Raw genomic sequence first — 21062 nt, 5'->3', positions numbered from 1 at the left:
GATAAGCTTCTTACGTTTCTATGCCTTTGCGAAGCGCGTTCCAGGCCAGAGTGGCACATTTGATCCGCGCCGGGAATTTATTAACACCGGACAGGGCTTCAATATCTTCGTAATCTCCGAAATCTGCTTCCTCACCCTTCATTAGAGAGGAGAAGCTGTTAGCCATCTCAAGCGCATACTCTACTGTCTGGCCTTTGACCGCTTCCGTCATCATCGAAGCCGACGACATACTGATCGAACAGCCTTCGCCGCTGAAACGTGCGTCCTGGACAACGCCATCCTCCACCTTAAGCTGAAGCGTAATGCGGTCGCCGCAGGTTGGGTTATTGAGCTCAATCTTAAGTGCATCGTCTTCAAATGAGCCGCGATTCCGGGGATTTTTGTAATGATCCATAATTACGCGTCTATATAAGTCATCCAAGTTCATAGCTGAAATACTCCTTTGCCTTAAGTAAGGCTTGAACCAGCGCATCTACATCCTGCTCTGTATTATACAGGTAGAAGCTTGCCCGGGCGGTGGAGCTGACCTCCAGCCAGCGCATGAGCGGCTGGCAGCAATGATGCCCTGCACGGACAGCCACACCTTCCGCATCCAGCACAGTGGCCACATCATGCGGGTGCACATCACCCAGGTTGAAGGTGACTACCCCCACTTGACGGTTGCGGGGACCATAGATCGTCAGATCACTGACCTCAGACAGCCGCTGCTCCGCATATGCGGCAAGCTGCATTTCGTGGCGGTGGATCTCATCCATTCCGACCTCCTGGAGGAAATCAATCGCTGCCCCTAAGCCGACGGCACCTGCAATAATCGGTGTTCCGCCTTCGAACTTCCACGGCAGCTCCTTCCAGGTGGACTCATACAGCCCGACATCATCAATCATCTCGCCGCCGAACTCAACCGGCTCCATAGCTTCCAGCAGCGCCTTCTTGCCGTAGAGAGCCCCGATACCCGTAGGCGCAAGCATCTTGTGTCCGGACAAGGCGTAGAAGTCGCAATCCAGGTCCTGCACATCCACCTTCATATGCGGTGTGCTCTGTGCCCCGTCCACAACGATTACTGCACCGTTCCGGTGGGCAATCGCTGCAAGCTCTTTGATAGGATGAGTAACCCCCATGACATTGGATACATACGCTATCGCTACGATCTTCGTCCGGGCAGTAATCGTCTGCTCGGCATCCTCCAGCGTAATCGTCCCGTCCTTCTGCAGCGGCAGGAATTTCAGGGTGGACCCGGTGTTCTTGGCCAGCTGCTGCCAGGGAATGAAATTGCTGTGATGCTCCATCTGGGTGATCACGATCTCATCCCCTTCCTTCAGGACGGAAGGACCGTAAGAGGAAGCTACAATATTGAGTGCGGTCGTTGTCCCGCGTGTGAAGATAATTTCCTTCACACTGCGGGCATTAATGAAGTTCTTCAGCTTCTCGCGGGCGCCTTCATACGCATCGGTTGCCCGGCTCCCCAGGGTATGCACCCCACGGTGTACGTTGGCATTATCCCATTCATAGTAAGACTTGACCGCCTCAATGACCTGGCGCGGCTTCTGTGAAGTGGCCGCACTGTCCAGGTAGACCAGCGGATGGCCGTTGATCTTCTGGTTCAGGATGGGAAACTGCTCCCGGATCTGACTGCTAATCATTGGCCTAACTTCCTTTCCACAAGAGTTTGGAGCTGATTGCGCAGTCCCTCCAGTGGAATTTGCGACACAACAGGTGCAAGGAAGCCGTAAATGATCAGTGTTTCTGCGTCATGCCGCGATAATCCCCGGGACATCAGGTAATAGACTTGCTCATAATTGACCTGTCCTACGGAAGCGGCATGGCCTGCGGTTACATCATCTTCGTCTATAAGCAGGATCGGGTTGGCATCTCCGCGCGCTTTGGGGCTTAGCATCAGAACCTTCTCTGTCTGCTGTCCGTCAGCTCTGGTAGCGCCCTTCTCAATCTTAGTAATTCCGTTAATAATCGAGGTTGCTGAATCCCGCATAACAGCACGGGTAATCATATCACTCGGTGTATTCCGTCCGAAATGCTGCGCCTGTGTAGTGTAGCTCAGCTTCTGCGAGCCGGAGCCTACAGCAATTACCTTCGCATCTGAGCTTGAGCCGTTGCCTTTTAGCACCGATTTGGTGTCGCTAGCCGTATCACCATAGTTCATCTCACCGATGATCCATTCGATAGTACCATCATTCTCAACCACCGCGCGGCGGTAAGTAATATCTGTAGTATCTTGGCCGAGCTGATGCACCGTAGCGTATCTCACTGTAGCGCCAGCACCTACAAAGACTTCAACCGCTCCGTTGTGCAAACCGGCTTCAGACTTATCCGATACATAGTTATCTACATAAGTCACGGAACTATTCGTGTCGGCTACAATCAGAATATGCGGTACAAAAGCAGCTTCAGCGTCATCCGTAAGCAGCACTGCCTGCAATGGAGTCTCAAGGATGACATTCTTCGGAACGTAGAGGAATACGCCGCCGTTCCATAGTGCTGCATGCAGTGCGGCAACGGAGTGCTCTTCAGGCAATACTGCCTTATGCAAATAACGCTGAACAAGGTCTCCATGCTCTCTGACTGCAGTCTGTAAATCGGTGAAAATAACACCTTGCGCAGCCAGCTCCGGAGCCAGGCGGGCATATACAGCCCCTGAATTCCGTTGAATAATCAGGCTGCCTTCCTCTTGTCCTTCAATCAGCCCGGCAATAGAAGCCGGTGCATCTTGAAGTGCCGCCAGCGCCTGGCCTGGCTTGTATTCCCCATAGTTGTTGATATTCCAGCGGTCAACCCGCGTCTTCTCCAGCTTCGGCAGAGCAAGCTCAGCGGCAAGCTCCAGAGCCTTCAAGCGGCTGTCCTTCAGCCAGCCCGGTTCACCGTTGCTCAGCGACTGTGCGGTAAGTTGCAGGGCGTCTAAGGGAAGTATGGTTTGCGTCGTCATAAGTGGTTTCCTCCTTCCAGCGTTTCTAAGCTTCTTGTCCTACAGTTTCGTCTTCAATGCCGAGCTCTTCCTTAATCCATTCGTAACCTTCTGCTTCCAGTTTCTGTGCCAGCTCAGGACCGCCGGATTTCACAATCCGTCCCTGCATCATGACATGCACATAGTCAGGCTTGATATAGTTAAGCAACCGCTGATAGTGGGTAATGACCAGGAATCCGCGTTCCGGGCTGCGCATGGAGTTCACACCGTCGGCAACAATTTTGAGGGCATCGATATCAAGGCCGGAGTCAATTTCGTCAAGGATGACGATCTTCGGGTCCAGCATCATCATTTGCAGAATCTCGTTACGCTTCTTCTCCCCGCCGGAGAAGCCTTCGTTCAGATAGCGGTGCAGGAATTCAGGATTCATATCCAGCTCCTTCATCTTGGCTTCCATCAGCCGGATGAAACGGATCAGCGAGATTTCACTGCCCTCCTCACGGCGGGAGTTGATCGCACTGCGCATGAAGTCAGAATTAGTTACACCGCTAATCTCACTTGGATACTGCATTGCCAGGAACAAGCCGGCACGGGCGCGTTCATCCACTGCCATCTCCAGCAGGTCTTCACCTTCGAGTACAGCGGCGCCTTCTGTAACTTCATACTTAGGGTGTCCCATCAGCGCTGAAGCCAGCGTACTTTTACCAGTACCGTTCGGGCCCATGATCGCGTGAATTTCTCCGCCCTTCATCTGAAGGTTAATCCCCTTCAGAATTTCTTTTCCTTCAATCGTCGCTTTCAGTCCCTCAATGACAAATTCTGCTGCCATAATTATTATTCCCTCCATTGATCGATTTGCGAAATCAGAAAGTTGTATTGTCACAGGTTAACCCTGATTACAAGCATTTAGATTTTTTATCACATTGTAATTATTATAAAGTGAATCAGGATGATTATCAATGATTCTCACTAATTTTATTACAAAGGTCCGGTTTTTACAAATGAATTCAGCTCTATTCTTACTTCTGGAGGCAAAGCTCCGGATTCAGGACCCCTATTGCCCCCGCCCAGTTCCAGCACAGCAACGATCCGCTCCAGCGGACGAAGTCCAAGTGCCTTACACCGTTCCCGTTCATACACCCATTCCGGAATGTGTCGGCGTACCTGCCACGGTTCAGATTTGGCCAGCAGCTGAAAATTCTGAACGAGACAACAGACTGCTGCATAATCTTCCTGCTGCTTATGAGGATCGGCTTCTTCTGTGGCTACAACCAGAAGCAACGGCAGCACAACCTGCTCCTCTACGGAGCTGAGTTGACGGGCAACCTCGCTGCCCGTTACATAGATGAACCGCCACGGTTGCCTCAGACCGTCATTCGGTGCCCAGACCGCTTCGTTCAACAGCTTCAGGACGTTCTGTGGAGAGATCAGAGAGGAGCCCGGGAGCAGGCTGCCGTCTTCGCCGATTGTAGTCCAGCTTCGTTCTGCCGGTTTTCTTTTCCGGGCCCTTGGCGTCTTCTCAAAGTAGCCGATTTCCAGAATTCCGGCAATCCTTTCTCCCTCACGCATACCAATTTTTTCATATAAAGACTCGCTGAGAATCATGGGATCTGTATACCACAGCATGCCAAGTCCCTGCTCCCAGCCCAGCAGCTGGACGTTCTGCATGATGCTGCAGACCGCGGCAAAATTCACATCCCGCTGCTGCTGCGTATCGGCGGCTTCAGCAATGAAGATGATGTGGGCCGGTGTATTTATGATTTGCTTCTTCAAAAATTCGGTCATTTTGGCAGGAAGGAGCTTGGCGAGAGTGCTTCCCTTCACCTTCGCGATCATACATTCAGCCAATTCATCCCGGGACTCGGGGTCTCCGGCATAAAGACAGCGCCAGTGAGGTGTTCCCTCAGCCTCGTATAGACCGGCGGCTTCATTCAGTAAAGATACAATAGCCTCCTGCTCAACCGGCGCATCGGTGAATCTCCTGACAGTCCGCCGTTCTTTTATGGTGCCTGACACATCCTTCACTCTCATTCCTCCCCGAATATAGCTTGGTATATAAAATGATTTACCAGTAAACTATATTTTCAAAATTGAGGAATGTCAATCCAATATTGCAATAGTTAAATCTGTTATTTAATTAGCTATAGTTTAAAAAACAACTCTTCATTAACATTAGTTTACTAATGAATAATAATGAATTAGAATAGAATTAATATATACAAGAAGGAGTGGCCTGTCCCCCATGTATCCAGCCGAAGGACTTAAGCGCCTGCTGTATGAGCGTTTCATCCATTTATCCCATTTATCCGAGGAATATATTGCCGCTGAGGAGAATACTATTGCTGAACTCCTGCAGGAGCACGGGATCACGTTCTCATCAACCAGTCTAACCAGCATTCATGTCCTTGATTGTATCGGCAATAACGAGCCGATTAACAGCACTGCAATCGCGGACAAAATGAAGCTGTCCAAGGCGAGCATCACCAAAATCAGCACCAAGCTCCTGCAGGATGGCTGCATCAAGCGCAGCCGGATGAACGACAACAAGAAAGAGGTGTACTTCAGCCTTGCCCCTAAAGGCAGACAGCTCTTTGACCTCCACGCCAAGATGCATGAGCACCTTGAACAGAAATTTCTCGAGAGCATGAACTCCTTCACAGAGCCGGAGCTGCAGGCTTCGCTGAAATTCGTTCAAACAATAATTGATCATAGTCCAAAAAAATAAAGCCTCCCGAAGGGAGGCTTGGCTTCGTCTACTTCATTATTTGACGCTACCCGGCAATCAGCCCAGGAAAGCGCGCAGCATCCACTGGTTCTTCTCCAGATCCGTGCGGATTTTGATGAACAGGTCTGCTGTCGGCTGGTCGCTGATTTCTTCTGCCAGCTCGATGCCTTCTGTCAGTTCTTCCGCTACTGTAGCGAAATCCTCAATCAGCGCCTGAACCATACCGCGGGCATCTTCTTTGCCTGTGGCTTCCTGAATGGTAGCCAGTTCCAGATATTCTTTCATAGTTGCTGCAGGGCTGCCTTTGATGCTCAGCAGTCGCTCAGCCACCTCGTCCATTTTGAGTGTAATGTCATCGTAGAGCTCTTCGAACTTCACATGTAGTGCGAAGAACTGCTCACCCTTCACATACCAGTGATAGTTATGCACCTTCACATATAATACGTTAAGGTTGGCAACCTGACGGTTCAGTACCTGTTCCAATGAAGCGGTATTCACTTTGTTTGATGCTTTAGCCATGAGATAATCCCTTCCTTATCCATCGAATTTAGCCGGCTGCTTGTCCATTGTCCGGCCATGCAGTTGTCTATTCTTCATTTACCCTTCTGCCCTGTGGGCGAAACAAGCTTGACCCCGGGCAAGCCTTCACCCCCGTGGCCATAAACAAGCCTCTGTCCTACCCCGTAGGATGAACCAAGCAGGCGGCGGTTATGCTAAATGATACGGTTCAAAGAGAATAAAATCAGCCAAGGGGCAGAGATGCTCCTTGGCTGACTACATCGCTATGCGCCTTACATCATTAGCAGCAGGGCCTCTGCACCGGACATACCCGGAACAATTCCCAGCTTCTCTGCTTCTATAGTTACAGACTCCAGCGGCGCAGCCAGCAGCTGATTAAGCGTGCGCACCCCGACAGCCCTTGCCGCAATAATCTGCCGGTCGCTCAGCACCTCATTCAACAGTCCGATATCCAGCGCCCCGCACATGATATATCCCTTGTCTGTACTGATGCTGAGCAGCGTAGTTTTGGGCAGCTTCACCTCAACACCCACCAGGACATGGTCGCCCACCTGCATAGGCTCTAACGTTACCATTTGCAGCACCTCCTTCTTTTCACATACACGTTGTAGGTTATGCTTCCGCTTCAGAGCGCGTGTGGACGATGGTCCTAGTTCATAGAGAAATTGGAGGGGTCAGAAGTCCTTATTTCTATGTAAGAGGGTATATAATTTCCGCTAATTTAGTGGTATAGTTTATATACTAATTTAAATTAAAGAAATCGTGACTAACGATTAAGCTGGGGGATTAATGGATAAGAAACTACAACATACCGACGGCAATTATTTATTTAATGTCGACATCCTGATTAATGCCCGCACGAACCCGCTTGCGCTGCAGTTCCTGCTTGAAATGTTGAATGCCAGCGACAAAGTCACGGATTTCAACATCAACTCCGGGCTGGAGCTTGGAAGAGCCATTGATCATCTGCTGAAGTCCGCAAAAATGGCTATAAAGAATGACGCTTTGACAACTTCACCTGTGCCGGTGAAATTGCCAGAGAAGCCGGCAGACCCTCCGGCGGCCAAGCCTGCGGAGAAGCCAGCGGCCAAAAAGCCGGCGGCAGCACCGGTAGAAACTCCTGCTGATGTATTCGGCAAAATCAGGCAGTACATTCAGAATAACCAGTTGGTCCGGCTTCGTGCGAACCGGCACGGCAAGCAGGTGTCCATGCCCTGCCGTATTCTGAATTTTGACGAAACCGAGAACTCGCTGAGTGTATACCATGAGGACGAGAAGCAGGTCTACACATTCAAGCTTAATGAAATCGATGAATTTCTGTAAGACGAAGAAGCACCCCCTCCGGGTTCCGGGGGCGGGTGCTTCTTCGTCTTACCGTTATTGTGCGAATACATACTCCGGCTTCACTTCACTTCTTGCGCGAAAAGGCCTCCAAGGCGAGGAAGATCCAGCCCGCAATGAAGCATACGCCTCCCAGCGGAGTGATCGCCCCCAGAACCTTGATGCCGGAAATACTGAGGATATACAAGCTGCCCGAGAACAGGATCACCCCGGCAACCATCAGCCGCCCTGCCCAGAGCAGACGTGCGCTTTCGCCCAACTGCCCTGCGGCAAGCCCGATAAGGATCAGGGCCAGCGCGTGGAACATATGATACTGGACGCCCGTCTCGTATACCTGCAGATAGTGCTCACTGATTTTAGGCTTCAGGATATGCGATCCGAACGCACCGATGGCAACGGACAGCATACCCAGCAAGGCTCCCCAGCCGATCAATCTTCGTTGCATAGATATACAGCTCCTTCCCTGAGTTGAACTTCTCCTATCTTAACGTATCTGCTTCGCCTTTTGCCAGCTGCATTATTCTGAGCGTATATGCGCTGAAGACTTGCATTTAGAGCGGTGTTATGATGAAGTGGTAGTAATAACCTATTACATCCCAAGGAGTGCAGCCCATGGATTATCATTCACCTCCTCTCGAACAAGATACGAATCCGGAATACGAATATCAGGAGAATAAACGCGACTATAAGCACTCCGGCCCCGGTATCGCTTCGTTCGTAATCGCTCTGCTTACTTTGGTCTGCTACGCGGTTACCTTCGTGTATGTAGGAGCTCAAGCGTCTTCTCTGATGAATGAGCACAATAAACTGATTGCCGATTCGGCAGAAACGATCATGTATCTGGGCCTGACCATGCTCATCCTTGTCGCAGTGAATATCATCGGGGCGGTTACCGGCATTATCGGTCTGACCCTGCGCAGACGGCGTAAGGTATTTGCTGTCATCGGCATCATCATCAACGCCGGCTTCCTGCTTCTGTTCATGCTTCTGCTATCCGTTGTGTTCGTGAATGCCGGAGCGTCCTGATTTCCGCTCAACAGCAAACACAGCATATCCCTTAACCGGGACATGCTGTGTTTTTTGGTGCAGCCCTCTAGAGAGAGCCGGACTTTTATATTTCGAACTCTTCGCTTGAATCGGATAGTCCGCCGTTCTGTACTCCAGAGCTGTTGGCTACCGCAAGCACGTATACCTTATACTTGGTGCCTTTGACAATCGGGTTACCGTTAATATCTCTGGCAGCAGCCGCTATCGAGAGATTGCTTCCGTTGGGGACTGCCGATCTGTAGTAAGACGATTGCACGCTTAGGGCCTCTGCTGTACCGAAGCTCTGCTTGGAAGGTACTACGAATACCCGGTATTCGGAAATATTCGACTCACGGGCAGACTTGGTGAAGTTAACGGCAAGTTTGCCGTTATCCATGCCGTAGGTTACATTCGTCACGGAAGTGACAGGAAGCTTAGCCGATAAGGTAATGGCTGCCGATCCCTCCGACAATATGTTAGCTCCCTGGTAGCCGCCGTTTCTGACAGTCAACACATATACCCGGTAGCTGATTCCCGGCTTGATGGCTGCGCCGCGTACATCCTTGGCTGAGGCATCGAGCACCTGATTGGTGCTGTCCCCGGATGTACCTGCGGTAGTATAGTTCCCCGCATTGTTCGCCTCCGACAAGCTGAAGCTGCTGTAATAATTCATAGGCACCACCAGAATCCGGTAATGGCTGATGTAGGATTCGTCTGCGGCATGATTGAAGGCTACTCTCAGATCACGGCCGTCTCCATAATCATTCACATCACTCACACTCAGATTCGATATGGCACTGAGGCCGGAGGTATTCACCAGCGTGATCGCCGGAGAAGCAGCGGATAGCACATTCGAGCCTGAATTGTTCCAGTTGCCTGCCGCGAGCACATACACTCTATAGCTAATTCCATTCCTGATCAGGGAACCGCGTACATCTCGGCTGGAGGAGTTCAGAATCTGTTCGGTATAAGATCCTGATGTATTTACAGCCGTATAATTGGCACTGGAGACGTTATTCGCATCATTCAAGCTGAAGCTGCTGTAATAATTCATTGGCACTACCAGGATTCGGTATTGGCTGATATTGGTCTCGTCTGTGGCATGGTTGAAGGTAACCTTCAAATCCCGCCCGTCATTATAATCGTTCACATCGGTCACATTCAGGTTGGATACCCCTGCATTGGTGAGTGTGAGGGCCGCCGAAGCAGGTGACAGCACATTATTCGCAGCATTGCTGCTGTCAACCGCCAGTACATATACCCGGTAGCTGACACCCGTCTTGATCAGTGCTCCATCTGTATCTCTGGAGCCGGAGGCGAGGTTCATACTGATATTGTTCCCCGTCTTGTTGATCTGCGTGTAATTGCTGCTGGACACCGCATTGGCTCTGCCCAGATCAAACACCTGGGAATTCGACGCTTTGACTACGAAGATCCGGTACGTGCTGATCTTGCTCTCATCGGCCAGCTTGTTGAAGCTGACCTGAAGATCCCGGCCATCTCCGTAATCACTGGTATCTGTTGCCTGGACGGTACCCAGTGCCGGAACTGCCTTGTTCTGCAAGGTAATAACGGCAGATGCACTGGAGAGGGCGCTGGTATTATTGCCTTTGCCCACTGTCATTACATATACGCTATATCCCTGATTATTCTTAATCAGGTCACCGTCGATCGTTCTGGCGGCTGCATTCAGCTTCACAACAGGATTGGCTCCTGTTACCAGAGCAACGGAGTAGTTATTGGACCCTACTGCCAGTGCAGACGACAGATTTAGTGTGGTGCCGGTCTTGGCGATAAGCACGCGGTAGTGATCCACCAGCGATTCGTCGGCCGCACGGTTGAAGCTGACCTGAAGATCCCGGCCGTCTCCATAATCGCCGATATCCTGGGCGGTTACTCCCGATACCGGAGCCGCATTCCCGCCTACCGGAACCGGAGTGGTAATCGTTACAATCTGCGCAGCCGGATTCCAGCCAACCTCGCGGCCAAGCGCTTCACTGACGAACCGGGTAGGCACCATAGTGCGGCCCTTCAGATTCTGGCCCGGCACATCGAGGCTGACTGCCTTGTTGTTGATTGTGGCAATTTTGGAGCCAATCTTCAGTACAATCGTTGTATCATTCTGAGAGGCAGTTACTGTCTGTGTCTTCTGATTCCACTTGATGTCGGCATTGAAGGCTTCAAAGATAGCCCGCAGCGGTACCATAGTCCGTCCGTTCACCATTATCGGCGGCTGATCGGTGGACAAGGTCACTCCATCAATAATAACTTTGATGGGTTTGGCTGCTGCCTGGGCAGGGGCCTGAAACAACATCGGGAACACCAATAATCCTGCTACAATCGAAATCCATAACTTTTTCACAAACTCACCCTCCCGAAATAGGAAACATCTCACATTTTTCTATCTCTTTGACGCAAGCCGGGCGGAAAAAGTTTCTCTCTGAACCGGTTACAAAAAAATAACCTTTGGAGCCGGTTCCATAGACGGCAAAAAGACTGCAACAGAGAATACCCATGGGATATTCCGCTATTACAGTCCCGGTTCCGGGCACCCTGCCGAATCAGTCCGCTTTGGTCAGACTGGACAATACCCGCTGAATCACTACAGGATCTTTTCCGACTATTTTTTCCACATAAGTAAATACTACTGGTTCATCCATCTCAAGCCCTTCCGGCGCATCCTCTGTGCCAGCACCTAGTTCAAAGGCCGTTGGCCCTTCCTCTGTCACAATCTCCACGGAATGGGGGTCCATCTGCCCGACATAAGTACCTGAGCCTTGAATCTTCTCTGACTCTTCGGCTGCGGAAGGACTAGACTTAAGCACCGGACTGGCGAGAGGTACCGCCGCCGTCTGTACAGGAATGCCCGAAGAGCCTCCTGAGGACGATTCTCCGGGGGCTTCCGCCGGGCTGTTCCCGCCGCAAGCCGTCAGGGTGAGCATCAATGCAGCGATTGCTGTCATACCGGGTAGCGTACGCTCTAGTCTCATGATGTGTACCTCCTCTGTTAGTTGTGTGCTGCTTACCTTACCTAAGGATTACCCCGCAAGCCGGGTAGTGTAAACTTGCCGTTACGGGCTGGGCATCAGCCGTACGCACAGAAGCGCCGGACTAATACAATACATGAAGAGCCTTATTCAGCATTTGAAGGAGTGGTATCCTTGAGAATCGATATCGGCTGCGGCCCCGGCAAAGAGTCCGGGTATCTGGGAATCGACCGCACACTGTACCCCGGGGTGGATATCGTCTGCGATATTTGCGAAGGAATCCCCCTGCCCGACAATACGGCCGAATTCGTGATGGCCAGCCGGGTCATGCCTTATGTGAACGATCTTTTTGCAGCGATGTCAGAGATTTATAGAATAAGCACGCACCAAGCGGTTGTGTGTATTCTCTCACCCTATGCCCATAGCTTCCCGCATGCTTCCAACCCTATGTTTAAGCAAAAGTTCGATGAGTATACCCCCCGCTATTTCACCGGCCGCTTCTTCCAGCCCTCTCAGAGTCCGCTGTGCCCGGAGATCCCTGATTATCCCGTACCACTGCCGCCGTTTGACTTCAGATTGCTGCGGATGGAGCTGTTCTATCAATATCCGTATGACGACAATCTGTATGATGCGGAAGAGCTGGAGGTTCTGAAGACGCTGCAGTCCAATGTCATCCATGAAATTATGTACCACTTCGCCGTCATTAAGCGGGAGATTACGGGTGAGGAACTGGAGGCGATGAGCCGGAAGGTGCTGCCTGAGCCACAGGCGCTGCTGGAGCGCAGGCTTCGGCTGCATAACAGGTAATATATGTTATAAAAATCGGGATGGACATACAAGATTGCCCAAAACGGAACATAGGCTAATACAACACAAGCAAGATGGCATATCGGCTCACACAGGAGCCGGTCTGCTTTTTTTTGAAGTATAGAAGAATTTATTTGTTTCACATGATAACTTATCCTTCTATTTCTCGCTGAAACGGTACCGTCCTTTAAAGGACGGCAAAGCCGTTTCCACTTGCTGTCAGAGCTTCTATTCAAAAGGAGGTGAAAATTATTCCTCTAGTCGTCCGGTCTACGGTTAATGCAACAGGCGCCATCACTTTCACAGGCAACACGCTGGGACTAAGCCGCTCTGAAACTGCCGGTGTACCGGGTACGCAGGACAGTATCGGAGGCTTCTCTACGATCAATACAGCTTCTGTATACGGCACCTACCCCGCTGGCACTACCAGTCTATATCAGAACAACAGTTCAGCCGCTATTCTAGTACTCCCTGCAGGAAGCACGGTTCTGTATGCTGAGCTGATTTGGGGCGGTTCCTATGTTAACGGTAACGTCAATCTCACTTCTGCAATCAACAACCCGGTATCCTTTACAACACCACTCGGGAACACGGTCAGCGTAACCCCCGATTCAGCCACAGCCAATTCGGTGGATCTGGGTGGCGGGGCACTCGCGTATGTCCGCTCCGCCAATGTCACAAGCACCATTCAAGCCTCAGGTGCCGGAACCTATGTCACTGGCGGTGTAGTCGGGACTATTGTTATTCCTGGTGATTCCACTGCCAACCATGCGGGCTGGACACTTGCCGTCATCTACCAGAATCCGTCGCTGCCCTTCCGCAACATGTCACTGCGCGCAGGCGCCGTCCTTGTCCAAGCTTCCTCGGCTCCCGTGGTCACCACCATTACCGGCTTCGCCACACCGGTTACCGGCGCGCTGGGCGGACGTATCCAGTTCAGCGCCCAGGAAGGAGATGCCAACCGCTCGGGAGATCAGGCGCTTTTCGGCCCTACCTCTACTACTCAGGTCGCCTTGTCCGGTCCTAATAACTTCGCGAACAACTTCTTTGCCTCGCAGATTAACAATGATGCCGGCAATCTGAATACGACAGGCACGTTCGGCACCCGCAACCAGACCAACGGCAGTCCGGGCTCCAACATTGTCGGGGGGCGGCAGGGCTGGGATATCACGAATGTGGATGTCTCTGCGCGTCTGGTCAATAATCAGTCCTCTGCACTCCTGACCTTGACTACATCAGGCGATGCGTATGTCGTTAACGCGAACGGACTGCAAATTGATATCAACGCGCCCAAGATCTCCTTGACCAAAAGCGCAAATGTCGCCGGTACCATCGTTGGCGATCTGGTCACTTATACTGTAACGGTCAGCAATAGCGGCACAGCAAGCGCAGCCAGTGTTGTATTGTCGGATGCTTTACCGGCAGGTCTTACTTTTGTCACAGGAAGTGTAGTGGTGGCCGGTGTTTCCAGGCCGACTTATGATATAACCTCCGGCATCCCGCTGGGATCATTGGCCCTTGGCACTTCCATAACAGTTACCTATCAAGCCAGAGTGACTTCCTTGCCGAATCCGCAATTTGTGCCCAACACGGCTAACGCTGCCTTCACCTTCCAGAGTGTGGCTGGAGGCCCCATTGTGAGCGGGGTTATTCCATCCAATACACAATCACTGCCGGTATATTCTCCGGTGCTCGGCATTGTCAAAAGCGCCAATACAACCAATGCAACCGTCGGAGACCAGATTCTCTACACCCTGCAAATCTCCAATACCGGCAATATCGGCGCCACTACTACGCTCACGGATAACATCCCTGCCGGCAGCTCCTACATTCCGGGAAGCTTCACAGTAAACGGTACGCCCGTGGCGGGGAATCCCGCCGCCGGGATCGCCATCGGCACCATCGCGGCGGGAGGAAGCTCGACCGTCCAGTTCCGCGTGCTGGTGAACAGCCTGCCCTCTCCTCCGCAGCTCGTTGACCAGGCTACAGCCGCCTATACCTTCCTGGTTCCTGACGGGCGGACCGTGAACGGTTCGGCCGCCTCCAATACGCTCACCATACCGGTAAGACTGCCTAATGTCGCCCTTGTCAAAAGCGCCAGCTTCCCGGATGTCGCCGTAGGCGATACCCTGCAGTATACGTCTGTGGTTACTAATAACGGAATCGTCGCCATCACGAATGTCGTGCTCTCTGATCCGATCCCTGCAGGCAGCACTCTAGTGCCTGGAAGTGTGGTGGTGGCGGGAACCGCACGGCCAGCCGCTGATCCGGCTTCGGGGATATCTGTCGGCACCATTGCGCCAGGGGCCAGCGTAACAGTAACCTTCCAGGTGAGTGTCACCTCTGTGCCGGGAAGCAGCCAGCTCGCCAACCAGTCATCGGCCTCTTACAGCTCGGGGTCCTTCAATGCCATCACACAGTCCAATACAACCCTCACCCCTGTCTATCAGCCAATAATCGGCATTGTCAAAAGCGCCAGCCCCGGCAGCGCCACGGTTGGGGGAAATGTCCAGTACACGCTGCAGGTACAGAACACTGGCAACCTCGCAGCAACAGTAACCTTAACGGACACGATTCCTGCCGGGTCTGCCTTCGTCGCCGGAAGCGTCACAGTGAATGGAGTGGTCCGGCCGTCAGATTCTCCGGTAAGCGGAATTCCGCTCGGGTCCGTAGCACCGGGAGCCGCCTTGACCGTAACCTTCCTCACCACTGTTCAATCCCTGCCGTCTCCGGCAACCTTGACGGACCAGGGCAGCAGCAGTTACACCTATCAGTTGCCCAGCGGACGCTCCCTTTCCGGTGGAAGTGTATCTAATACAGTGACTATTCCGGTCTCTGCGCCCAACATCACGATTCTCAAAAATGCCAATCTCACCTCTGTGGCTGTAGGCGAATATCTTACTTACACCGTCTCCGTATCCAACCCCAGCGGTGTAGCTGTTAACAATGTAGTGCTGTCTGATCCGGCTCCGGCCGGCAGTGCCTTTGTAGCGGGGACAGTCACGGTGAACGGGACGGCCGTCCCCTCTGCCAATCCGAATGCCGGGATCGCTCTTGGCACACTTGCTGCGGGTGCTACAAGCATCGTTGTCTTCCAGGTTAATGCGACCTCTATTCCAAGTCCGCCACAACTGAGCAACCGGGCAAGCGCGTCCTTTACATCAGGCACATTCAGCGGAACAGCCCTATCGGGCACAGTATCTACTCCGGTCTTCATTCCAGTCATTGGACTTGTCAAAAGCGCAAGCCCTGCGCAGGCCTCTGTCGGCAGTCTGCTCTCTTTCTCCATCCTGGCGAGCAACACCGGCAATATCGCGGCCATGCTGAATCTGACCGATGCCCTGCCGCCGCAGACGGTATTCGAGACCAACAGCGTAAGTATAGGCGGGACGCCGCTGCCGGGATACAGCCCCTTAACCGGTATTCCGGTGGGGCCGCTTGCTCCGGGTGACAGTGTTGTAGTCAGCTTCCTGGTTACGGTAACTGCGCTCCCCCCGAACCAGCAGCTGCCCAATAACGCAGCGGCTTCCTATACTTTCACCCTGCCGGATGGGCGCCAGCTTGGCGGTAACGCCGTATCAAACACACTTACAGTACCCGTCTCGGCACCGAATGTCAGTATTGTCAAAAGCGTCAATGCCATTGATGCCGTGACCGGTGACATTCTTACCTTCACCTCCGTGCTGACGAATAACAGCATTACCTCTGTCAGCAACATCATTCTCAGCGATCCCTTGCCAGAGAATGCAGCGTTCCTTCCCGGAACCGTAATTGTCGGCGGCGTCTCCCAGCCGTTGTCAGTTCCGTCCGCCGGTATCCCAATCGGCAGCCTGGGGCCTGGGGCCTCCGTTGCCGTCACATTCGAGGTGAGAATAACCATGCCGATTCCTTCGCAGGTCAATAACCAATCGACCGTCAGCTTCACCTCCGGGGTCTTCTCCGGCTCTTCATCATCCAATGTCACCACCACACCGGTCACACAACCCCAGATTTCCCTGGTCAAAAGCGCCAGTGACCTGAACGCCACCGTTGGCGATACGGTCATCTATACCATTGTGGTCAGCAATAGCGGTAACCTTGCCGCCAATGTTACGTTAACCGACAATATCCCGGCTGGTACTACCTTTGACCCTAACAGTGTCATTGTCGGCGGTTTCCCTCAGCCAGGGGCTGCACCGGATACCGGAATCACAGTCGGAACCGTAGCTCCCGGGGCAAGTGTGTCTGTCAGCTTCACGGTCTTCATCGTGTCCCTGCCTTCCCCGCAGCAGCTGGTCAATCAGGCAGCTTCTACCTATACCTTCACGCCGCCTGACGGCCGGCTGCTCAGCGGCAGCGCCGTCTCCAATACCGTGACCATCGCAGTCTCTGCTCCCAACCTGTCGGTGGTCAAGAGCACCACGTCCACTTCAGTGGCACTCGGTGACACGATTGCGTATTCCGTCAACATCACGAATAGCGGGGCGGACCCGGTTAACAATGTGATTCTCAGCGATCCGACACCCGATGGTGCTGCTTTTGTACCGGGCAGCGTATCCGTGAATGGGGTTCCTTTTCCGAACGCCAATCCGGCCTCCGGGGTTCCCATCAGCACGCTTGCCTCCGGCGCCTCAGCCGTCGTCTCATACAGCGTCACCGTCACCTCCGTACCGGCGGATACCTCCATTGATAATCAGGCGACGGTCACCTACACCTCCGGTGTCTTCGCCGGCTCAACCTTCTCGAACCCTGTGGCAGTCCCCGTCTTCCAGCCGGTAATTGCAGCAACCAAAGCAGCAAATACCACCAATGCCACGGTTGGAGATACCGTGACCTATACCATTAATATCACCAATACAGGTAACTACGGAGCAAGCCTGACGGTCACGGACAATATTCCGGCCGGCACTACCTTTGTGGCCAACAGCGTGCTGATTAATGGTCTGCCTCTGCCGCAGGCCGATCCTTCCACAGGAATCGCCGCTGGAAGCATTGCTCCGGGAGCAACGGTAGCCGTTACGTTCTCGGTGGTCATCACTTCATTGCCATCGCCGCAGTTCCTGGTCAACCAGGGAACCGTTGCTTCCAGCTTCACCTTGCCTGACGGAAGAACCCTGGGTGGTTCAACACTCACCAATACCGTAACCATGCCGGTCTCAAACCCGAATCTGGGGATTGTCAAAACAACGGTGACCACCGCAACCAATGTCGGAGACACCATCACCTATTCCGTAACCTTGACCAACAACGGGATTGCGGCAGTCAATAATGTGGTATTCACGTATGCTCTGCCTGCCGGTACCGCCTTTGTTCCGGGCAGCGTGCTCGTGGACGGTGTGCCCCGCCCCGCCGCTTCACCGGCTACCGGGGTGACCCTGGGCAGTATTGCTCCCGGGGCTTCCGTCACCGTGTCCTTCAGCGTTACGGTTACAGCGCTGCCGCCGTCCGGGGTACTGAACAATCAGTCCTCGGCCAGCTTCACCTCCGGCGCTCTGTCCAGTGCAGCCTTCTCTTATATTGTGACCACGCCGGTATTCCAGCCGATTATCGCTGCAGCGAAGAGCGCAAGCTCTCAAAATGCAACGGTAGGCGACACTATTATATATACCGTGAATGTAAGCAATTCAGGGAACTATGCCGCCTCGGCCACACTGACCGACACCATTCCGGCAGGTACAACACTGGTTCCGAACAGTGTGCTAATTAACGGATTCCCTTCGCCGGGCTCCGATCCTGCTACCGGAATCGCACTGGGCAGTGTTGCCGCGGGTGCAGCTCTGACCGTAGTGTTCTCGGTAGTGATCACTACGCTGCCGGCCAGCCAGCAGCTTAGCAATCAGGCCATCATCGCCTTCAATTATACGCTGCCTGACGGACGCGTCTTCAACCAGTCGGCCAGCTCGAACATCAATCTGATTCCGGTATCGTCGCCGGATGTCCTGGTTGCCAAGAGCACTACTGTCATTGATGCAGTTCCGGGGGATACGGTTCCGTACAGCATTGCAGTCACCAATAACGGCATTGCTCCGATTAATAATGTTGTGCTGAGTGATCCGATTCCGGCCGGTTCATCCTTTGTAGCCGGCAGCGTGGTCGTGGACGGCACTCCGCTGCCAGGGGGAAATCCTGCGAACGGGATCTCGCTGGGCACCATCGCTCCGGGAGCAACCGTGCTGGTCACCTTCAACATCCTGGTCAATACGCTGCCTAATCCGGCCGCGCTGAGCAATCTGGCCTCCGTCAGCTTCACCTCCGGCGCATTCTCGGGAGCCTCTTATTCCAATACGCTGGTTACTCCGGTATACCAGCCGATTATCGGCATCCTGAAGTCTGCGGACACCACAAACGCGACGGTTGGAGATACAGTCACCTATGCACTCAGCGTCACCAATACAGGCAATCTTGCGGCAGTCGTCACCTTAACCGACTCTATCCCTGCGGGCGCTGTATTCATACCGAACAGCGTACTGGTTAACGGCCAGCCCGTCCCCGGCGCTGATCCGACTACCGGGATCAATCTGGGTACAGTTCCAGCGGGTGCGACAGTTACTATGCTCGTCACCCTGCAGGTTACGCTGGCTTCCCTTCCTTCACCTCAGCAGCTGGTGAACCAGGCCGCCGCGTCCTTCACCTTCACGCCGCCGGATGGCCGCTCGCTCTCGGGATCAGCTGTATCGAACACGCTGGTCATCCCTGTCTCTTCACCGGACGTAACTGCAGTTAAGAGCACTCCGGCTGTCGATGCCGTTGTCGGCGATATCATTACCTATACGATTGCCGTAACCAATAACGGCATTGTTCCCGTTAACAATGTGGTCCTCGTTGACCCGATCCCCGCTGGCAGCCAGTTCGTTGCAGGCAGCGTAACTGTAGACGGCACACCGCGTCCCGGAGCAAATCCGGCCACCGGTATCATCATCGGAACAATCGCACCGGGAGCGACCTCAACGGTAACCTTCCAGGTCCAGGTCATCGTCATATGACAGACGGCTCAAGGCTCCAGCCTGTCGTAAGTAATCAGTCCATGGTTCTGTACAGCTCTGCAGAGGGCACCGACTCGGTTACCTATTCCAATACCGTCAATACACTTGTCGTGGGCCCGGTATTATCGCTTCAGAAGCAAGCTGACCGCCTGAGCGCCTCCCTGGGGGAGACACTCGTCTACACTGTGACCGCCAGGAACAGCGGCAATACGGGTGCGCTTGTCACCATCACGGATGTGCTTCCCCCGGGCGTCTCGTTCATTGCCAATAGTGTGCTTAGAGACGGAGTCCCCCTTCCGGGGGTCACTCCGTCTTCCGGCATTCCCCTTGGCCTGCTCGCCCCCCATTCGGGAGTCAGCATCGCCTTCCAGGTCATTGTCATCTCGCTTCCGCCTTCACTAGCGCTGGTTAACAGGGCGATTGGCACGTATTCCTTCAATACATCTGAAGGCAGAGCAGTAAGCGGAGAGATCCGTTCCAATACGGTTAGTGTCTCCCTGCTGTCCTACCAGTTGTCTTCCCTGCTCTCAGCCAGCACCCCCACAACCTTCATTGGGGATGTCGTAACTTATACCCTTCAGCTCAGGAATGAAGGCACCCGGCCGCTGACCGGAGTCATTGCCACACTTCCCGTTCCGGAAGGCACCACCTTCCTTCCCGGAAGTGTTACCGCTGGCGGGATTTATCAGCCTGAGGCCGACCCGGCATCAGGCATCGGGCTGGGTTTGCTCCCTGCAGGAGCAGCCTCTGAGGTCTCTTACCGTGTCCGGGTGAGCTCGAATCCTCCAGGCTCGGTGATTCTGGCGAACGCACAAATCTCTTATGAGGCTAACGACAGCAGAATCTCATCCACAAGCAATACCGTTCAGATTACGGTCATCCAGCCCGGATTATCGGTAAGGCTGAAGGTCGATCTCTACAGTGCAGCGCCCGGCGACAATCTGCGGTACGAGTTCACTGTGAATAACAGCGGCAATCTGGCTGTCAACGCACGGCTCACGGACGCCGTTCCGCCCAGCGTACTGTTCGTCTGGGACAGCGTCCGGATTGACGGGGTTCCTCAGAGGGGCGTGCGCCCCGGAGACGGAATCCCGCTGGGCACCTTACGGGCAGGCGCTGTTATGGTGGTTGATTTTCTCGTATCCATTCCGGGTGCCACCGATATCCGCCAGACTCCGGCCATTCAGAATCAGGGAGTGGTCCAGTATACATTCTCCTTGCCCGACGGACGCAATGTTGGGCAGGTCTCCCGCTCCAATGCGGTGACCACATTGCTGTTCACGCCGATCATTTCCATTCAGATTCAGGGTGAGCCGCCCGTAGTTGAGCCTGGAGGCATCGCTGAATTCAACATTCAAGTGTCCAACAGCGGGAATTATCCGGCTGAGGTCTCAGTGATCCGGATTGTACCGCAGGGTATCGTCATTGATCCCGATATCGTTACGATAAGCGCCATCACTGTACCCGGTACGCCTTACAGCGGAACCGTTGCTCTGGGAACGCTGGAAGCGGGGCAGACTTCCACACTCACTTATTTTGTCAGAATAAATACAGATTATATGGGTAAGAATCTTCAAGGCTCTACGGCAGCCCTGTATCTATTCACCATCGACGGACGCCGGTACTCCGGCGAAGCCCGTTCTAATACCTACAATCTGCTCCTGGAAGAAATCAGTGAATAATACAGCTCACATATCCCCCATCTCCCTGAATATACTTTAGTTACAACCTGCTGCTTCGTCTCAGTCTCCGTAGTGACAATACCGAATAACACAGTC

At 53.4% G+C, this 21062-nt stretch carries 16 protein-coding genes; 6 read left to right on the top strand and 10 right to left on the bottom strand.

The features are described 5' to 3' along the window. Positions 1-10: 10 nt before the first annotated feature. From sufU to MKX63_RS21920, 5 genes are all read right to left on the bottom strand, one after another. A complete protein-coding gene (sufU, locus tag MKX63_RS21940; protein ID WP_341020045.1) occupies positions 11-427 on the bottom strand; it encodes a Fe-S cluster assembly sulfur transfer protein SufU in 417 nt (138 codons plus the stop codon). Further along, on the bottom strand, positions 414-1640 hold the full coding sequence (locus MKX63_RS21935) for a cysteine desulfurase (RefSeq protein ID WP_341020044.1): 1227 nt from the start codon (positions 1638-1640) through the stop codon (positions 414-416). Before MKX63_RS21935 ends, sufU begins: the two co-directional genes overlap by 14 nt. Next, positions 1637-2938, bottom strand: a complete 1302-nt coding sequence (gene sufD, locus MKX63_RS21930; protein WP_341020043.1) for a Fe-S cluster assembly protein SufD — start codon at positions 2936-2938, stop codon at positions 1637-1639. Before sufD ends, MKX63_RS21935 begins: the two co-directional genes overlap by 4 nt. Positions 2939-2963: 25 nt before the next feature. Then, complete coding sequence (gene sufC / locus MKX63_RS21925) at positions 2964-3746, bottom strand: Fe-S cluster assembly ATPase SufC (RefSeq protein WP_341020042.1); 783 nt, start codon at positions 3744-3746, stop codon at positions 2964-2966. A gap of 149 nt (positions 3747-3895) precedes the next feature. Then, positions 3896-4942 carry a nitroreductase family protein gene (locus MKX63_RS21920; protein ID WP_341020040.1) on the bottom strand — a complete coding sequence of 349 codons (1047 nt, stop codon included), beginning with the start codon at positions 4940-4942 and terminating at the stop codon, positions 3896-3898. Between the two features lie 217 nt (positions 4943-5159). Between MKX63_RS21920 and MKX63_RS21915 the strand changes: the two genes are divergently transcribed. Next, positions 5160-5642 (top strand): MarR family transcriptional regulator, encoded by a 483-nt coding sequence (locus MKX63_RS21915; protein WP_341020037.1) that lies wholly within the window; start codon positions 5160-5162, stop codon positions 5640-5642. 57 nt (positions 5643-5699) lie between these two features. Here the strand turns inward: MKX63_RS21915 and MKX63_RS21910 are convergent, their stop codons facing one another. Together MKX63_RS21910 and MKX63_RS21905 are read right to left on the bottom strand one after the other, a co-directional pair. After that, positions 5700-6161 (bottom strand): Dps family protein, encoded by a 462-nt coding sequence (locus MKX63_RS21910; RefSeq protein WP_036692784.1) that lies wholly within the window; start codon positions 6159-6161, stop codon positions 5700-5702. Between the two features lie 272 nt (positions 6162-6433). Then, positions 6434-6736 carry a YunC family protein gene (locus MKX63_RS21905; RefSeq protein WP_341020035.1) on the bottom strand — a complete coding sequence of 101 codons (303 nt, stop codon included), beginning with the start codon at positions 6734-6736 and terminating at the stop codon, positions 6434-6436. A gap of 214 nt (positions 6737-6950) precedes the next feature. Here MKX63_RS21905 and MKX63_RS21900 point away from each other — a divergent pair, with 214 nt between their 5' ends. Beyond that, on the top strand, positions 6951-7484 hold the full coding sequence (locus tag MKX63_RS21900) for a hypothetical protein (RefSeq protein WP_341020033.1): 534 nt from the start codon (positions 6951-6953) through the stop codon (positions 7482-7484). Between the two features lie 85 nt (positions 7485-7569). Here MKX63_RS21900 and MKX63_RS21895 read toward each other — a convergent pair whose 3' ends face one another. Further along, positions 7570-7947 carry a DUF423 domain-containing protein gene (locus tag MKX63_RS21895; protein WP_341020030.1) on the bottom strand — a complete coding sequence of 126 codons (378 nt, stop codon included), beginning with the start codon at positions 7945-7947 and terminating at the stop codon, positions 7570-7572. Positions 7948-8114: 167 nt separating this feature from the next. On the opposite strand from MKX63_RS21895, the gene MKX63_RS21890 reads away from it, so the two are divergent. Beyond that, entirely contained in the window at positions 8115-8528 is a 414-nt protein-coding gene (locus tag MKX63_RS21890; protein WP_341020028.1) for a hypothetical protein, read from the top strand. Between the two features lie 85 nt (positions 8529-8613). Here the strand turns inward: MKX63_RS21890 and MKX63_RS21885 are convergent, their stop codons facing one another. Together MKX63_RS21885 and MKX63_RS21880 are read right to left on the bottom strand one after the other, a co-directional pair. After that, on the bottom strand, positions 8614-10890 hold the full coding sequence (locus MKX63_RS21885) for a copper amine oxidase N-terminal domain-containing protein (protein WP_341020027.1): 2277 nt from the start codon (positions 10888-10890) through the stop codon (positions 8614-8616). A 199-nt stretch (positions 10891-11089) separates the two neighbouring features. Continuing rightward, on the bottom strand, positions 11090-11518 hold the full coding sequence (locus MKX63_RS21880; protein ID WP_341020025.1) for a hypothetical protein: 429 nt from the start codon (positions 11516-11518) through the stop codon (positions 11090-11092). A 171-nt stretch (positions 11519-11689) separates the two neighbouring features. Between MKX63_RS21880 and MKX63_RS21875 the strand changes: the two genes are divergently transcribed. The 3 genes from MKX63_RS21875 (at position 11690) to MKX63_RS21865 (ending at position 20966) form a co-directional block, all read left to right on the top strand. Further along, positions 11690-12322 (top strand): methyltransferase domain-containing protein, encoded by a 633-nt coding sequence (locus MKX63_RS21875; RefSeq protein ID WP_341020024.1) that lies wholly within the window; start codon positions 11690-11692, stop codon positions 12320-12322. Between the two features lie 242 nt (positions 12323-12564). After that, positions 12565-19284, top strand: coding sequence for a DUF7507 domain-containing protein (locus MKX63_RS21870; RefSeq protein WP_341020022.1), 6720 nt, complete (start codon positions 12565-12567; stop codon positions 19282-19284). Beyond that, positions 19281-20966 (top strand): DUF11 domain-containing protein, encoded by a 1686-nt coding sequence (locus tag MKX63_RS21865; RefSeq protein WP_341020021.1) that lies wholly within the window; start codon positions 19281-19283, stop codon positions 20964-20966. The genes MKX63_RS21870 and MKX63_RS21865 overlap by 4 nt, the downstream gene beginning before the upstream one ends. Positions 20967-21062 lie beyond the last annotated feature (96 nt).

Source organism: Paenibacillus sp. FSL R7-0179, from assembly GCF_038002265.1.
In the GTDB taxonomy this organism is placed as follows: domain Bacteria; phylum Bacillota; class Bacilli; order Paenibacillales; family Paenibacillaceae; genus Paenibacillus_AQ.
The sequence above is the reverse complement of the archived record's forward strand: the minus strand, read 5'-3'. Positions and strand labels throughout refer to the sequence as shown.

Coding starts and splice junctions, on each gene's coding strand:
- sufU (WP_341020045.1), bottom strand. CDS start 427: ATGAACTTGGATGACTTATATAGACGCGTAATTATGGATCATTACAAA.
- MKX63_RS21935 (WP_341020044.1), bottom strand. CDS start 1,640: ATGATTAGCAGTCAGATCCGGGAGCAGTTTCCCATCCTGAACCAGAAG.
- sufD (WP_341020043.1), bottom strand. CDS start 2,938: ATGACGACGCAAACCATACTTCCCTTAGACGCCCTGCAACTTACCGCA.
- sufC (WP_341020042.1), bottom strand. CDS start 3,746: ATGGCAGCAGAATTTGTCATTGAGGGACTGAAAGCGACGATTGAAGGA.
- MKX63_RS21915 (WP_341020037.1), top strand. CDS start 5,160: ATGTATCCAGCCGAAGGACTTAAGCGCCTGCTGTATGAGCGTTTCATC.
- MKX63_RS21910 (WP_036692784.1), bottom strand. CDS start 6,161: ATGGCTAAAGCATCAAACAAAGTGAATACCGCTTCATTGGAACAGGTA.
- MKX63_RS21905 (WP_341020035.1), bottom strand. CDS start 6,736: ATGGTAACGTTAGAGCCTATGCAGGTGGGCGACCATGTCCTGGTGGGT.
- MKX63_RS21900 (WP_341020033.1), top strand. CDS start 6,951: ATGGATAAGAAACTACAACATACCGACGGCAATTATTTATTTAATGTC.
- MKX63_RS21895 (WP_341020030.1), bottom strand. CDS start 7,947: ATGCAACGAAGATTGATCGGCTGGGGAGCCTTGCTGGGTATGCTGTCC.
- MKX63_RS21890 (WP_341020028.1), top strand. CDS start 8,115: ATGGATTATCATTCACCTCCTCTCGAACAAGATACGAATCCGGAATAC.
- MKX63_RS21880 (WP_341020025.1), bottom strand. CDS start 11,518: ATGAGACTAGAGCGTACGCTACCCGGTATGACAGCAATCGCTGCATTG.
- MKX63_RS21865 (WP_341020021.1), top strand. CDS start 19,281: ATGACAGACGGCTCAAGGCTCCAGCCTGTCGTAAGTAATCAGTCCATG.